The organism is Shewanella corallii (assembly GCF_023349125.1).
GTDB classification, from domain to species: Bacteria; Pseudomonadota; Gammaproteobacteria; order Enterobacterales; family Shewanellaceae; genus Shewanella; species Shewanella corallii.
Genome location: NZ_JAKIKT010000003.1, coordinates 453,114 through 468,890, shown reverse-complemented (window position 1 = coordinate 468,890; position 15,777 = coordinate 453,114). Strand labels below are relative to the sequence as shown.

The window sequence follows — 15,777 nt, the reverse complement described above, 5'->3', positions numbered from 1 at the left end:
CGGCTTTTTGATGGTCATTATTTGTTTGCGGCTGCCTTGTTACGCCTGTTCTGCCATTTGAGCATGGTGGCGTATTTCCACAGGCTGCGCAGGATAAAATAACCGACAGCAGCCCAGGTAATAGCCATGACAGCGCATCCCAGCAAGAAGCTTGGGCCAATAGTGGTCAAAGAGGCTTTAAGCCAGGCCCATGAGGCTTCAAAGTGAAAAGTGCTGGCGTCTATCCCCAGGAGACTGGCGCCAACAAGATAAGCCAGATAGAACATTACTGGCATGGTGATAGGGTTGGTAATCCATACCAGTGCCACAGAGACAGGGACATTAACCCTGAAGAAAATCGCCAGCGCCGCAGCCAGCACCATTTGAAACGGAATGGGCATCCAGGCACTGAACAGACCAATTGCAAACGCACCCGGTACAGACTTGCGGTTGAGCACCCAGAGATTAGTGTTGTGCAGAAGGCTACCAAACATTTTTAAATGCTTGTGTTGCTTCAGTGTTTCCGGTTTGGGGATAAATCGTTCGAGCAGTTTTTTTGGCATAGGCTGAATTTACTGTCTTTACTGTATCTCGTATGAACTATTTCCTGTTCGGGTTTTGTCTCACCCTGATTTCCACTGTCCTGTGGCCTGATCTCCCCGGGCTTGTCTGGTTGCCCGGACTATTCTGCCTTGCTTTGTTGACATGTAAACGACAGCCCCTGATTTCAGGTTCGCTCTTCGCTGTCATCTATTTTAGCGGGTATATCACTTTGCTGTTTGACCTGCCAATACAGACACTGGCTGACCAATATCAATATCAGCAGTCAGGCCGGGTGCAGGTGCGGGGCGAGATCATATCACTTGTATCGGGTGAGGGCGACTGGATAGGGGCGAATATCCGCCTGATTGGACCTGAAAGCTATTGGCCATTACGACCTGGAATGCGCCTGAGCTGGCCCAAACCTCCAAACGTGAAACCCGGTCAGGTATGGCTGCTGGAGGTCAAACCCAAGGCGATTACCTCTGTGATGAATCAGGGAGGGTTCAATCAACAGAAATACTTTATCAGCCGCCACATTATAGCTAAAGGTCGGGTTACTGAAGCCACTCTGATAAGTGATGCCCCTGAGTCTGTGTTGGTGCATCTCAAGTCCGATATCTCGTCCATGGCATCGGGGGATATTTTGCTGGCCCTGCTTCTGGGGGACAGAAGCCTGGTATCAGATGAGAGATGGCAAGAGTTAAGGCAGACGGGCACAAGTCACCTGATTGCGATTTCCGGTTTGCATCTGAGTGTGGTCAGCGGCTGGATTTATCTGTTGGCCAGCTTGACGTTAAACCGTTTGCTGCCCTCAGAGTCCCGGCGAAACCAAGTCGTTGCCATCTCTTTGGCGGCCTGTGGCGCTGGCGTATATGCCGGGCTTGCCGGTTTTGCTTTGCCCACAACCCGGGCGCTGGTGATGCTACTAATGGTGCTGCTGTTGATGGTGAGTACCCGCTACGCTTCGGCCTGGGAAAGGTTGCTCTATGCTATGGCTCTGGTGTTGTTGGTCGACCCTGTGTCGCCATTGGGGGCAGGGTTTTGGTTATCCTTCAGTGCGCTGGCTATCATTTTGTTAGCTCTCGGAGCGAAAGGCGAATCGCCTCTGGAGAGGAAGTCCGGGATAAAACAGCTGGTACTGGGGGTTATCAGGTTGCAACTGCTGCTTTCGTTGGGGCTTGGTATCGTACAGGCACTGATTTTTGGCTCTCTCAGTCCTTACAGTATGGTGGTCAATCTGCTGATGGTGCCCTGGTTTAGTTTGCTGGTAATTCCAGCTGCTTTGCTCGGGGGGATTGTGGCCTATCTGCTGGCGTTAATTGGTGTTGATGCGGTTTGGCCACTGTTTCCCGCGCAGTGGGGACTTACCCCTTTTACCTGGCTACTGGAGCAAAGTAATAGCTGGCCTGCTGTGCTGCTGAATGTCCCGGGACAATGGCAGTGGGCATTATCCGTCATAGTATGCGCTGCTGTCATATGGTGGCGGGCGCCCGGGTGGCGAATGTTGGCATTTATCCCTGCACTGCCGGTGGTTGTAGCAGCTGCCCAATGGCTGCTCATCCAACTGACTCCACAGATGCAATCAAGCTCGAGCTGGCAGGTACACCTGCTTGATGTGGGGCAGGGCTTGTCTGTGCTGGTATCCCGAAATGACAGATTCATCTTATACGACACCGGGGCTGCCTATGGTGACTTTACGTATGCGGCCCGCACCATATTGCCCTTTATCGACGACCGCGGATTGAACCATCTTGATTATCTGGTAGTGAGTCATGGTGATAACGACCACGCAGGTGGTGCAGACAGGATATTGCAGAGATTTCCTGATGCCAACGTTATCAGCGACAGCTGGCCCAATGCTGTCATTAATTGCCGTCCTCAACAGCTGAGTTGGCAGTATCTGGAAATTGAGATTCTGGGGCCATCTGCACCTTCAGATGATAATGATGGCTCCTGCGTACTCAGAATCAGTGATGACCAATTCAGTGTATTACTGCCCGGAGATATTGAGGCTAAAGCTGAGGCCAGTTTGTTGGGCTCTGGCGTCGCGTTAAGCAGCAGTATTTTGGTCGCGCCTCACCATGGCAGCAGAACCTCTTCATCCCGGGAGTTTATTGAGTCCGTCAGTCCGGATATTGCATTGTTCGCCGCGGGTTATCGCAATCAGTATGGGTTTCCCAAGCCGGATGTTGTCGCCCGGTACCAGCAGGCGGGTGTGCGAACGCTGACTTCCGGTGAGCTCGGGCAAATCAGCTTTGTGATTGAGCCGGCTGAAAAAAACTGGCGGGTGTTCAGTTATCGAGCAGATATGGCGCCTTTTTGGTACAATAGACGGTTTGAGTTTGGAGTGGCAAAAAAAGGGGGGTAGAATGGCGCTTTTGTTGTCAACAGTATGATTTCCTCATGAGCACTGCTGAGAAAAATGAAGTCTGGACCGTATTTAAACGCCTGATGGGGTACATCACTCCGATGAAAGGCATGTTTGCCATGGCGGTTGCCGGACTTATCACCTATGGCCTTGTCGACGCGACCTTTATTGCCTTTATCAAACCATTTATCGATGAAGGTTTTGCCGGTCAGGCAAGCTCTGCATCCAGTATGCCCGGTATGGGCGGTGCCATGGATGTGGTCTCAAACGGTGGTTTCCAGGCCAGTAGTGATGTGTTGACTCTGGCTCCTTTCGTTGTGATAGGTCTGTTCACTCTTCGTGGACTGGCCAACTTTGTCTCGACCTACAGCATCTCTTATATGAGTGCTCAGCTGATCATGAAGATGCGTCAGCAGGTGTTTGAGCATTACCTGAGCTTACCGGTCAGCTATATCGACCGTGAAAACTCGGGTAACCTGATCTCCCGCGTGACCTTTGATACCGAACAAATCGCCCGTGCATCGGGCAGTGCCTTGATCTCTATTGTGCGCGACAGTGTTACCGTAATCGGCATGTTGGCTCTGATGTTCTGGTATTCCTGGAAACTGTCCCTTTGTATTCTGGTGATCGGTCCTATGATGGGGCTGGTGATGACTGTGGTGAGCCGCCGCTTCCGCAAGGTTTCCCGGGAAATTCAGTCTGCCATGGGCGGGGTAACCGCCACCACAGAGCAGATGGTGAAAGGACACAAAAACGTGCTGGCCTTTGGTGGCCAGGAAACTGAATCTAACCGCTTTGCCCAGATCAATAATCGTAACCGCCAGCAGAATATGAAGCTGGCTGTGGCTCAGGCAATAAGCCAGCCAACCATTATGATTATCGGTTCCTTCGCGCTGGCCTTTGTGCTTTATGCTGCCAGCCTGGACAGCATGAAAACTGAGCTGACTGCCGGTACTTTCGCTACCATCCTGGGTGCCATGCTGGCCATGTTGCAACCCATCAAAAACCTGACCCGGGTCAATGCCGAGTTCCAGCGTGGTATTGCTGCCTGTACCGCAGTTTTTGAGCTGCTGGATACTGAGCCTGAGCCAGATTTTGGTACCCATAAGGCTGACCGTGTCAAAGGCCTGTTGCAGTTCCAGGATGTCTCCTTCCGCTACCCAGAGCAGGACAGGCTTGCCCTCGAACATATAGATTTCGAGGTTAAGCCCGGTGAAACCCTGGCGCTGGTGGGACGTTCCGGCTCAGGAAAGTCAACCATTGCCAGTCTGATCACCCGTTTCTATATAGGTTTGGAACAGGGCAGTATCAAACTGGATGGCGCAAGCATCTACGATTACGACCTTAAGAATCTGCGTTCGCAGGTGGCGCTGGTGTCTCAGCAGGTGACCCTGTTTAACGATACCATTGCTAACAATATCGCCTATGCCTATCCAGGCGATGTAACCCGTGAGCAGATAGTTAATGCCGCCAAACTTGCTCACGCCATGGAGTTTATTGAGCAGTTGCCGGAAGGGCTGGACACCATGGTGGGTGAGAACGGTGTACTGCTGTCCGGCGGGCAGCGTCAGCGTATCGCTATCGCACGTGCGATATTGCGAGATGCACCTGTACTGATCCTCGATGAGGCAACCTCTGCTCTGGATACTGAGTCTGAAAAGGCAATTCAACAGGGGCTGGATAATCTGCGTCATAACCGTACCTCTGTGGTTATTGCGCACAGACTGTCGACTATTGAAAGCGCCGACAAGATTCTGGTGGTGGAGCAGGGCAAGATAGTTGAAGCCGGTAACCATGCATCCCTGCTGGAACACGGTGGTATGTACGCCAAGCTGTATCAGATGCAATTTGGAAGCTAAATGCAGCGATTCGTTCATAAAATCTGGTACCAAGGACATTGGCTGAAATGGGTTTTCTGGCCTTTGTCCTGGCTGTTTGCCCTGATCTCTTCGGTTCGCCGCAGCCTGTTTCGCCTTGGCATTAAGCCCGTCTACCGCAGCCCGGTTCCCGTGATTGTGGTGGGCAATATTACTGCTGGTGGCAGCGGTAAAACGCCGACAGTCCTGTACCTGATTGAGCTTCTGCGTCGCTCCGGATATAAGCCCGGGGTGATCAGCCGGGGCTATGGCGCTGAGATTAAATCCCCTTTGCGCGTCACACCTGAACACTCAAGTAAAGATGTCGGTGATGAACCAGCGATGATCTTTGCTCGTACCCAGGTGCCTATGGTCGTGGGACCTAATCGGGTTGCCGCCCTGGAAACCTTGCTGAAGCAGGGCGATGTGGACTTGGTGATCTGCGATGATGGTCTGCAGCACTATGCTCTGGGACGGGATATCGAAATCACCCTTATCGATGGTGAAAGACGATTTGGCAACGGTATGCTGATCCCGGCAGGTCCGCTGCGTGAAGGGCCATGGCGTCTGGACAGTGTGGATTTTCGCCTGTGTAATGGCGGCACTGCGCAAGCTGGTGAGTTTGCTATGACCTTGGAACCCTCAGGCTTGGTTGAGTTGACCGCGGGTGACAATTCCCATGCCCCTGTCGCCGGCGATAAAGTTGCCGCCATGGCGGGGATAGGCAATCCGGAACGCTTCTTTACCACGTTGAGGCAACAGGGATTTGAGCTGGTAAAGACCAGAGCATTTAACGACCATCAGGCGTTCACTGCCGGGGATATTGATACCCTGTCACAGGACCTGCCGATACTGATGACAGAAAAAGATGCGATCAAGTGTCGCGGTTTTGCAAAACAAAACTGGTGGTATCTGGCTGTTGATGCCAAGCTAGCGCCAGAATTTGATACACAGCTGCTGCAAAAAGTCGCGGCAGCAAAAGCGGGAAAACAAGGAACCACCCATGGCGTTCGATAAAAAACTACTGGAAATCGTGGCTTGCCCTGTGTGCAAGGGCAAACTGGAGTACCAAAAAGAAGATCAGAAGCTGATCTGCAAAGCGGATAAGCTGGCCTATCCAATTGAAGATGGCATTCCAGTCCTGCTGGAAAACCGTGCTGAGGAGTATCAGGAACAAGCCTGATAAGCCGTACGCTGAGTCACAAACGCTCCCATGGGAGCGTTTGTCGTTTTCACGGGACGTGATGACGTTGCTCACAACCCGGATGTGATCTAGAATCCGCGTCCTTTAAGGAAATCCTGCTGTATCAGAGGTCATTGTCTGAACTTTGCGTCAGTTTCCGATGCAATGCAGGATGAATATTCGGGGATACTATGTTTTCGCTTCCCAGACTTACTCTTTTTCTGACCCTGGGCTACTTTCTGCTTTGGTGTGCCGGGCCTTTGCTGCTCAGCGACCTTCCTCTTTGGCATGGCTTGCCTGTCTGGTTCTGGTTTTCCTGTTTGATGGCGCCAGCAATCCTGCTGTTGGCATTGATTGGCTTGAGAGCGGGCAACAAGCTATGACCACACTTATCCCTATTTTGCTTTATTTGGTGCTCAGTTTGCTTATCAGCAGGGGACTCAGTCGCCGCTTTTCAGCAGGGTTACACCAGGACAAAGCCAAACAGTTTTTTATTGGCGGGCGTTTTCTGAATGGGCCTATGTTGGCGCTGACTCTGGTCGCCACCTATACCAGCGCCAGCTCTTTTATCGGTGGTCCGGGTGCCGCTTACAACATAGGTCTGGGCTGGGTTTGGCTGGCCCTGATCCAGGTGCCGGTTGCCATGCTCACCATGGGTGTGCTCGGGCCTAAATTTGTGGCGATGAAAAGCCAGCACAGTACTTTGCTGGAATGGCTGGATGCCAGATTTAATCACCCCTGGTTGAGCCGGCTTGCCATAGGGTCACTGGTACTGGGTTTTATTGCCATGATCACAGTTCAGTTTATTGGCGGGGCCCGGCTGTTTGCCGGTGTCAGTGGCATCAGCTATGAAATTGGGTTGGCGATTTTTGTACTGACAGTACTGGCCTACACGCTGACAGGTGGTTTTCGGGCTGTAGCGACAACGGATGCAGTGCAGGGCGTTGTCATGCTGGCCGGTGTGTTGCTTTTGTTATTCGCTACTGTGTCAGCACCTGGTTTTGGCGACAAGTTGACCCTGCTGGCCACAGAAAAACCTGCGTTGTTTTCTCCCATGGGAGGAGAACAGCAATTGGGATGGCCCATGATGCTCTCGTTCTGGGTGCTTATCTGCTTCGGCACAATGGGCCTGCCTCACACTCTGGTTCGTCTGCTGGCGGTGAAAGACAAGAGTGCGCTGGGGAGAGGGATTTTATGGGGGACGTTAATCAGCGTCTTTATGACCCTTGTACCTCATCTGTGCGGCTTCTTTGGCAGGGCGTTATATCCTGAGCTCCAGGTACCTGACACTATAATGCCGACCCTTATAAGTAATCTGTTTTCCCCCTGGGTGGCAGGTATCCTGCTGGCGGCGCCCATTGCCGCGGTTATGTCCTCGGTGGACTCCATGCTGCTGCAATCTGCGGTAACCATGATACGTGATGCCCTGGTGAGAGAGCGTGAACAATCCGGAGCCAAGACTTTATCCGCGGAGCGCCAGCTGCTGTTGACCCGTGGGGCCATGGTGGTGATAACTGCACTGGCTGCTTGGTGGGCGCTGAAACCGCCGGATATGATTGTGTGGTTGAATCTGGCAGCATTCGGCGCCTTGCAGGCGGTATTCCTGTGGCCGGTCATTGCCGGACTCTTTATCAAAAATGTATCGGGTAATGCTGCCTTTGCCGCCATGGTCACGGGTTTGGTGGGGTATCTGGCGATGTTGCAGTTGGTGCCATTGCCAGCCAAGGTTCACCCGATCGTGCCTGCGCTTTTACTGTCTGCCATGGCCATGATATCGGTTGTCTGGATAGAGCGCAGACGAACCCGTCGCGCAGCTTCGCTGTAGACTATGCACATTCTTTGATTGTTTATGCGCAGAAAGTCAAAGAATTGTACCTTTCACTCTGGGCGGGGCCGCAGCTTTGGTTTATATTGCCGTTTTTTAAAATAATAATCGGCAATATAAATGTCCTTGCATCAACAAACTGCTGCCCCGAGTCAGGCGCCATCCCGCGGATGGCAAATGCCAGATACTCTGGTGATTATCTTTTTTGTGGCTTTTGCCGCTGCACTGCTGACCTATTTTGTTCCCATCGGGTCATTTCAGACTCAGGAGATCACCTATGTGGTCGATGGTGTCGAGAAAAGCCGGGATGTGGTTAACCCGGGCTCCTTCCAATTTGCCCTCGATGACGCCGGGGAACCGCTGACGCAGCCTGTAGGCTTGTTCGAGGGCGGTGGCGGCGTTGGCTTTCTTAACTTTGCGTTTGAAGGCCTGACCTCCGGCTCCAAGTGGGGCAGCGCCATCGGCGTAATTATGTTTATGTTGGTGATTGGTGGTTCCTTCGGTGTGGTGATGGCCACAGGTACCATAGACAACGGCATTTTGCGTTTGATTGACAAAACCCGCGGCAACGAGAAGCTGTTTATTCCCGCCTTGTTTACCCTGTTCTCTCTTGGGGGCGCCGTCTTCGGGATGGGCGAAGAAGCCATCGCTTTTGCCATTATTATCTGCCCTTTGATGATACGTATGGGCTATGACGGCATGACCACAGTGATGGTGACCTATGTCGCAACCCAGGTTGGTTTTGCCAGTAGCTGGATGAACCCTTTTGGCGTGGCTATCGCGCAGGGGATTGCCGGTGTACCTGTTCTGTCAGGTACCGAAGTGCGTCTGCCTATGTGGATGGGATTCACCCTGATGGGTATTCTTTTCACTATGCGTTATGCATCCAGGATCCAGAAAACTCCTGAGCTGTCATACAGCTATCACTCCGATGCGCATTTCAGAGAGCAACAATCCAATTCCAGCCTGGAAAGCCGCTTTAATCTGGGTGATTGGTTGGTACTGGCGGCAATTGCCGGAACCATTTTCTGGGTGGTTTGGGGAGTGGTGGCCCATGCCTGGTTTATCCCTGAAATCGCCAGCCAGTTTTTCACCATGGGTATTATCGTCGGTATTATCGGTGTGGTATTCCGCTTAAATGGAATGAACATGAATACCATCGCCCGCAGTTTTAAGCAGGGCGCAGCAACCATGATTGAACCTGCCGTGCTGGTTGGCTGTGCATCCGGTATTTTGCTGTTGCTCGGTGGCGGCAAGGCGACAGAACCAAGTGTGCTGAACACCATATTGAACGCTGCCGGTCAGGGGATTGGTCAGTTGCCGGATGTGGTTTCAGCCTGGTTTATGTATCTGTTCCAGTCAGTATTTAACTTCTTTGTGACCTCAGGCACCGGCCAGGCCGCACTGACTATGCCATTGATGGCGCCACTGGCCGATATCGTGGGTGTTAGCCGTCAGGTGGCTGTACTGGCATTCCAGCTGGGTGATGGTTTTACCAATATTCTGGTACCAACCTCTGCCTCTTTGATGGCGACTCTGGGTGTGTGCCGCGTTGACTGGGGCGACTGGGTGAAGTTTATCTGGCGCTTTATGCTGATGTTGGTGGCGGGCTCCAGTGTGATGGTGATTGGCGGTCATGTGTTGGGCTTTGCCTGATTAGCAAGGACTGAATAAAAAAGGCGCCGGATGACGCCTTTTTCGTCTTTGTCAGCTTATCCAGGGCAGGGCACGTCTTGAGAAGCGCTCTGCCTGACCAAGCCTCACTGCACTGGCGTGGCGCATATGGAAAAGCCCCTGATAGCAGAGTGGGACCAGATACAGACTGGTCACAGTCGAGAAGGTGAGGCCACCAATAATGGCAATTGCCATTGGCGCGTACTGTGGACCGCCGCCTCCTATCTGAGTTTCACCCATGGCCAGTGGGATAAGCCCCAATACTGTTGTGCCCACTGTCATCAGCACCGGACGCAGGCGGGTCAGACAGACCTCCAGAATGGTGTCTGACAACTGGTCCAGCTCGGGGGTCATCTGGTTGATCTGATCCACAAGCACAATTCCGTTGTTCACAACAACCCCCATCAGTACCAGTATGCCGATCATCGCCATCACTTCCATTGGGGTGCCTGTGAACAGCAGCGCCCAGAATACGCCTGTAATAGCGAACAGAATTGAAGTGATAATGGCACTTGGCAACAGCAGGGATTCAAACAGGGCCGCCATCACTATGTAGATCATGGCAATGGCCAGAATCATATTGGTTATCATAATCTGCTGCTCCTGATCCTGGCGTTGGAAACCACCGGTCAGAGAGTAGCGATATCCGGGAGGAAAGGAGACTGCATCCATCACCTCGGTGATCTGTTCCCGGGCTTCTTCTGTGGTCAGCTCATTGAGGTTGGCACCAATCTGCAATGAGGTTTGTCTGTCATAGTGACGTATGGTGTCGAATCTTGGCTGAATGGAGATATCTGCCAGGCTTTCCAGACTGTACACCCTGTCATCGAACCTGATAACCGGTAAGGCTTTAAGCTGCTCAAGGGATTCACGCCACAGCTTGTCATAGCCCAGCTCGATTCTCAGTTCACCGTTGGGATCATGACGGAACGAGCGCAGAGCATTTCCCCGTAAGGCCAGTGAAATGGTGCTCGCCAGAGTTTGAGTATCTATCCCAAGGCGGGAAGCCAGTTGGGGATCCAGTCTGACAATCACCTCCTGCTGCCCACCGTTATATTCAGAGCGCACATCTTCAAGCCCTTCGATGGTTTCCAGCAGTGGCAATACTTGCTCACTGATACGGATCAGCTCTGAGGTGGAGCGTCCAATCAGGGTGATACGAACGCCATTGTCATCATTCCCCCAGCCAAACTGCGGCTTGGCATAGGCAAACTTCGGAAAGCCCTCACGTATTTTCTCTTTCAGCTCAGTCATGCTGACTGGGAGGTCCTTTTGCAGGATCAGAGTTGATTGACCATCATCCGGGCTGTAATAGCTGTAAACAGAGTCTATGTAAAAGGCGTCTTTGTTGGCATACAGATACTCCTCCATTCTGTCGATCATCGCTTCTGTTGTGGCAACAGTATGACGTCCTTCAATTTGATAATTGATAAACAGGCGATTGTCCGACTGACCCTCATTTTGGTCTTCTTTGACATTACTCAGCGGGAAGGCTGTGGAAGCAAGAATGACCACGGCACCAATTGCACTTTTCCAGGGGTGGTAAAGGATCCATCCCAGAGTTTTACGATAAAAGGCGATGAGTTTTGGATATTCGGCGCTGGCCTTGGGCTGAATATTAAGCCTGCTCAGCATCAAAGGGATCAGGGTTTTAGCCACCAGAAGTGACGCCAGCAACGAAATACAGATAGCTATGGCCACATGTTCAAGGAAGATGGTCAGCTGAACCTTAACCCCAAAAATATTGGGCAGGAACACTATGGCTGTGGTCAGGGTTCCGGCCAGCACGGCCAGTGACACCTTATCCACGCCTTTGATTACCGCATCTTTCTCGCTTTCAGTGTCATGGGCATGGGGCTTTTGCTTTTCCTGCAACACGCTTTCTGTCACTACCACGGCATTATCAATCAGCATACCTACGGCGAGCAGCAGTCCCATCATGGACAGTACATTCAGGCTATACCCGAGAAGATACATGGCTGCCAGTGTCATGCTGATAGCGATAGGCACTGAGCTAACCACCACCAGGGTCATACGAATATCCCTCAGGAACAGGTAGAGCACGGCGAATGACATCAGAGCGCCGATAAGTCCCGCTGCCAGCAAGTCCTGCAGGGAGGATTTCACGCCATCTGCCGAGTTATCCATTACATAGAGGCGAATACCGGTAAACTGAGGGTCCTGTTTAATCTCCTCAACCACCTTCATAACTCTTTCGGAAACCTCGACCAGATTGGCACCGGATTCCTTGAAGACATCCAGCCCGACAGCATACTTACGATCCAGATGTCTGCCCTCGACCGGCTCCGGCAGGGCAAAGGTCACGCTTGCAATATCTTCCAGGTTCAATCCCGGCCGCAGTACCTGAGCAGCGACTTCATCGATTGAACGATATTCTCCCTTGGGAGAAACCTGATAAACCGTACCACCGGTTCTCATGGTGCCACCGCTGACAATAAAATTGGACCGGCGCATCAACTGGTTTAGCTCCTGTGCCGTGATGCCACTGGCAGCCAGTTTGTTGGCATCGACACGTATCTCAATCTGCTTTTGGTCAACGCCGTAAAGGGTAACCTGAGATACACCGGCAACCCGCTCAAGCGGCTTTTTCAGCTGTTTATCCAGCAGATCAAATGCACCGGACAGTTCCCGCTCACTGGACAGTCTCAGGGTCAATATTGGCATGTCAGAGGTGGAGAACTGACGGATAAAGATACGTTCAAGATCATCCGGCAGCAGATGTCGAACTGAGTCTATCTTCTCTCTGGCTTCCAGTGCCTTGGTAGCAACATTTTCCCCCCACTTCATGCGCAGCTGCACATTGGCGCCATTCTGGCTTGAGTTGGAGCGCATTTCATCGATTCCACTCATGGTCGCCAGGGCTTCTTCCAATACCTCAGTGACTTCGCGCTCTACTTCTGCAGGGGTGGAGCCCGGGTAAGGCACCTCGATAAACACCCGGGGGATATCAATCCCGGGAAATAGCTCCAGCGGCAGCAGTCGGCTGGAAACCATGCCAAACAGCACTATGGCCAGAAAGAACATGCTGGTGGTGACAGGCCGTTTAATAGCCAGTTTAGTCAGGCTCATTGGGTCACCTCCTGTGGCTGGTGATTTGAGCCTGGATCTTCCGGCTCAAACTGTTTGCGGTCAAACAGACCGTAAAGCACAGGGATTACCACCAGGGTTAACAGGGTGGCCAACGACAGACCCGCAATTACGGTAATTGCCATAGGGGCACGTACTTCGCTGCCATCTCCCACTCCAATGGCCATGGGTAGCAGGCCCAGAGTCGTGGTCATTGTCGTCATAATGATGGGGCGCAGACGGGAATGGGCCGCATCTCGAATTGCACTGATTTTATCTTCACCGGCGGCTCTGAGTTGATTAATCCTGTCCACCAACACAATCGCGTTGTTGACCACAATACCCGCCAGCATGATCAGGCCGATAAATACCACCACACTCAGGTGGGTCTGTGTCAGGAACAAGCCCAGTACACTGCCACTCATCGCCATAGGCACAGCTATCAGAATAAACAGCGGATGCAGCAGGGACTCAAACTGACTGGCCATCACCAGATATACCAGACAGACAGCCAGTGCCAGTGCGATTTTCAGGGACAGGAAGGAGGCTTCCATCTCCTCGTTCTGACCGCCAAAGCGTGCCTGTACTGAGCTTGGCAGTTGTTCCTGAGCCAGTATCTGCCTGGCTTCGGCGACGGCATCACTCAGATCTCCCCAGCCCAGATTAGCGGTAACCAAAGCCACACGCTGCTGACTGATACGGTTAATGGCAGATGGACCTGTTGCCAGTTCCACATCGGCAATGGCCAGCAGTGGCAAAGGTTGGTTGCTACCCGGATTGATAATCATCTGTTCGATATCAGTCACCTGATCCCGTTCATCCTCTTCGCTGCGAATAAGGATGTCGATCTTGCGGTCACGAACTGTGTATTTACTGGCAACAGTCCCGCCCACCCGCTGGGCAATTCGGTTGGCAATAGCCGGAGCATCCAGTCCCAGCGCGGCGATACGCGCGTTATCAAAACGTATAGTCAACTCAGGCTGACCATCTTTGAGACTGGTGTTAACGTCGGTAAAGCGGTCTGAGCGATCCAGGGCATTAACCAATTGCTCGCCGGTACGTTTCAGTACTTCAAGGTCATAGCCCGACAGCTCAATCTCCAGAGGGGTTTTAAAGCTGAACAGCTCTGGGTGTTTGATATTGGCTTCCAGTTCAGGTACCCGGTTGATGGCGCGCCTCAACTCTGTGGTGACCGCATCGTAGGCATTGGCATCGGCCAGCACGACTTGCAAACGGCCCCAGTTCTCGCCACCACGGTTGGTATCTGAGGTCATCAGGCCACCACTGCCTGCCTGTGAATACACATGCTTCACATCTTCACGGTCGCTGATAGAGCGAGCCAGTGCCTGCAGTATTCTGTCTGTTTCAGATACCTCTGTACCGGGTTGCATCAGGATTTCAGTGTAGAACTCACCCTGATTCATCGGCGGGATCAGTTCCATCCCCAGGCGAGGCAGCAAGCTGGCGCTGCCTGCACTGACAGCAATTGCCAATATCAGTGCGCCCATCTTGTGAGCCAGTGCCAGTTCAAGCAGGCCGTGGTAGAGCTTTTCCAGTAAAGCGTAAACCCAGTTAAAGGCACTGCTGAGGGGACGCATCACCAGGCCCGCAAGCCAGGCAAGCAGCTTACCCAGAGTGACGACAATAGTGAGCAGGGCGCTTGGGATATAGTTCAGCAGTAATACAAAGGGGAAGCTGAATACCGTGGCGCCATATCGCTTGAACTTTCCACCCAGAGTGGTCGGCTTGGGTTTGGGAGCCCTGGCCGTCGGTGCCGGCAGAGACTGAAAGCCTTTTCTGGAGGCCAGCATAGGGATGGCAGTCAGTGCCACCAGTAAAGAGGAGAGCAAGGCGAAGGTGACGGTTAACGCTTGATCGGCAAACAGGGCGCCTGCAATACCATCGACAAAAATCAGTGGGACAAACACCGCCAGAGTGGTCAGCGTCGAGGCGAAAATGGCACCGGATACCTCTTTACTTCCCTGAATGGCAGCTTCAACCTTACTCAGCCCCTGTTTACGGCATCTGTCGATGTTTTCCAGCACCACAATGGCATTATCCACCAGGAGGCCCACCGCCAGAGCGATGCCCCCCAGGGACATGATATTCAGACTGATGTCCGAGAAATGCATCATGTTAAAGGTGGCTATCACAGAGAAGGGGATAGACACAGAGATAATCAGGGTTGGGATAATGTCTCGCAGGAACAGGTAGATCACCAGCATTGCCAGCAGGCTGCCGAGAATCGCGGCAGAGGTGACTTCACTGACGGCACTTTCAATAAATTCAGACTGATCGTAAATCACTTCAAGCTGATCGCCATTATTACGCTCGTTAAGCTGATTGATCGCCTGCTTGAGCTTTTTGGCTACCGCAACGGTATTGGCGTCGCCCTCTTTGTAGATCGCTAACTCAATGGACTCTCGGTCTCCGATGCGGGTGATATCCGTGCGTTCCTTGAAACCATCTATGATGGACGCCACTTCAAACAGTCGTACCTGACGCTGGTTGTCCCGGTATACGATCACCTGACCCAGCTCATCCAGAGTCTTGAACTGGTTGACGGTGCGTACCAGGTACTCTTTCTCACCCTGCACCACTTTACCTGCAGAGATATTGACGTTTTCCCGGGCGATACGCTGTTTAATGTCATCGGCGCTGATATTGAGCTGACTCAGCTTTTGCTGATCCAGCAAGATATGCACTTCCTGCTCCAGACCACCTGACAGACGAACCGCTGCCACGCCGGTGAGGGCTTCCAAACGGCGCTTTAGTTCCTCATCTGCGTAGGTTCTCATCTGTTTCAGGTCAGCACCTGACGCTTCCTCCCGTGACAGGGCAAGACGCATGATGGGGTCAAGGTTGGGGTTGAATCTCAGCAGCAGTGGTTTATCGATATCCAGGGGCAGTATGATGGTGTCCAGCTTTTCCCGTACATCGAGGCTGGCCATATCCATATTGGTGCCCCATTCAAACTCGAGCACGACATCGGACATCCCGGAGCGGGATACCGAGCTGATTTTACGAAGTCCCTTAACTATGCCTACCGCCTCTTCAACGGGCTTGGACACCAGTTGCTCAACCTCCACAGGTGCGGCACCGTCGTACATGGTGCGAATCGTGAGGGTGGGGTAGCTGAGGTCCGGCAGCAGTTTAATGGCCAGGCGGGAGAAGCTGACCATGCCGAACAGCATAATGGCCAACATCATCATCCACACGGCGACCGGTCTTTTTACAGCCGTTTCAATCATTGACATATCCG

General features: G+C 52.6%; 9 protein-coding genes. 6 read left to right on the top strand and 3 right to left on the bottom strand.

Going from position 1 to position 15,777, the window contains the following annotated elements; genetic code table 11:
• Positions 1-17: 17 nt before the first annotated feature.
• Positions 18-542: a DUF2062 domain-containing protein gene (locus L2725_RS11205; RefSeq protein ID WP_249249035.1), complete on the bottom strand. Its 525-nt coding sequence runs from the start codon at positions 540-542 to the stop codon at positions 18-20.
• 32 nt (positions 543-574) lie between these two features.
• Here L2725_RS11205 and L2725_RS11200 point away from each other — a divergent pair, with 32 nt between their 5' ends.
• The 6 genes from L2725_RS11200 (at position 575) to yfcC (ending at position 9,410) form a co-directional block, all read left to right on the top strand.
• Complete coding sequence (locus L2725_RS11200; protein WP_249249034.1) at positions 575-2,890, top strand: DNA internalization-related competence protein ComEC/Rec2; 2,316 nt, start codon at positions 575-577, stop codon at positions 2,888-2,890.
• A 35-nt stretch (positions 2,891-2,925) separates the two neighbouring features.
• Positions 2,926-4,749 carry a lipid A export permease/ATP-binding protein MsbA gene (msbA, locus tag L2725_RS11195; RefSeq protein ID WP_248935765.1) on the top strand — a complete coding sequence of 608 codons (1,824 nt, stop codon included), beginning with the start codon at positions 2,926-2,928 and terminating at the stop codon, positions 4,747-4,749.
• Positions 4,750-5,763 (top strand): tetraacyldisaccharide 4'-kinase, encoded by a 1,014-nt coding sequence (gene lpxK / locus L2725_RS11190; RefSeq protein ID WP_249249033.1) that lies wholly within the window; start codon positions 4,750-4,752, stop codon positions 5,761-5,763.
• Complete coding sequence (locus L2725_RS11185) at positions 5,750-5,929, top strand: Trm112 family protein (protein ID WP_249249032.1); 180 nt, start codon at positions 5,750-5,752, stop codon at positions 5,927-5,929. The genes lpxK and L2725_RS11185 overlap by 14 nt, the downstream gene beginning before the upstream one ends.
• 379 nt (positions 5,930-6,308) lie before the next feature.
• Positions 6,309-7,754, top strand: a complete 1,446-nt coding sequence (gene panF, locus L2725_RS11175; protein WP_249249031.1) for a sodium/pantothenate symporter — start codon at positions 6,309-6,311, stop codon at positions 7,752-7,754.
• Between the two features lie 120 nt (positions 7,755-7,874).
• Positions 7,875-9,410, top strand: coding sequence for a putative basic amino acid antiporter YfcC (gene yfcC / locus L2725_RS11170; RefSeq protein ID WP_249249030.1), 1,536 nt, complete (start codon positions 7,875-7,877; stop codon positions 9,408-9,410).
• Between the two features lie 51 nt (positions 9,411-9,461).
• On the opposite strand, the gene L2725_RS11165 is transcribed toward yfcC, so the two are convergent.
• Together L2725_RS11165 and L2725_RS11160 are read right to left on the bottom strand one after the other, a co-directional pair.
• Positions 9,462-12,518: an efflux RND transporter permease subunit gene (locus L2725_RS11165; protein WP_249249029.1), complete on the bottom strand. Its 3,057-nt coding sequence runs from the start codon at positions 12,516-12,518 to the stop codon at positions 9,462-9,464.
• The gene (locus L2725_RS11160; protein WP_249249028.1) at positions 12,515-15,772 is read right to left on the bottom strand and encodes an efflux RND transporter permease subunit; all 3,258 of its coding nucleotides are present in this window, start codon (positions 15,770-15,772) and stop codon (positions 12,515-12,517) included. The genes L2725_RS11165 and L2725_RS11160 overlap by 4 nt, the downstream gene beginning before the upstream one ends.
• Between the last annotated feature and the right edge of the window lie 5 nt (positions 15,773-15,777).

Bases quoted from the DNA above. Each gene is read 5' to 3' on its own strand.
- panF (WP_249249031.1), top strand. From the start codon at position 6,309: ATGACCACACTTATCCCTATTTTGCTTTATTTGGTGCTCAGTTTGCTT.
- L2725_RS11165 (WP_249249029.1), bottom strand. From the start codon at position 12,518: ATGAGCCTGACTAAACTGGCTATTAAACGGCCTGTCACCACCAGCATG.
- yfcC (WP_249249030.1), top strand. From the start codon at position 7,875: ATGTCCTTGCATCAACAAACTGCTGCCCCGAGTCAGGCGCCATCCCGC.
- L2725_RS11200 (WP_249249034.1), top strand. From the start codon at position 575: ATGAACTATTTCCTGTTCGGGTTTTGTCTCACCCTGATTTCCACTGTC.
- L2725_RS11205 (WP_249249035.1), bottom strand. From the start codon at position 542: ATGCCAAAAAAACTGCTCGAACGATTTATCCCCAAACCGGAAACACTG.
- L2725_RS11185 (WP_249249032.1), top strand. From the start codon at position 5,750: ATGGCGTTCGATAAAAAACTACTGGAAATCGTGGCTTGCCCTGTGTGC.
- msbA (WP_248935765.1), top strand. From the start codon at position 2,926: ATGAGCACTGCTGAGAAAAATGAAGTCTGGACCGTATTTAAACGCCTG.
- L2725_RS11160 (WP_249249028.1), bottom strand. From the start codon at position 15,772: ATGTCAATGATTGAAACGGCTGTAAAAAGACCGGTCGCCGTGTGGATG.
- lpxK (WP_249249033.1), top strand. From the start codon at position 4,750: ATGCAGCGATTCGTTCATAAAATCTGGTACCAAGGACATTGGCTGAAA.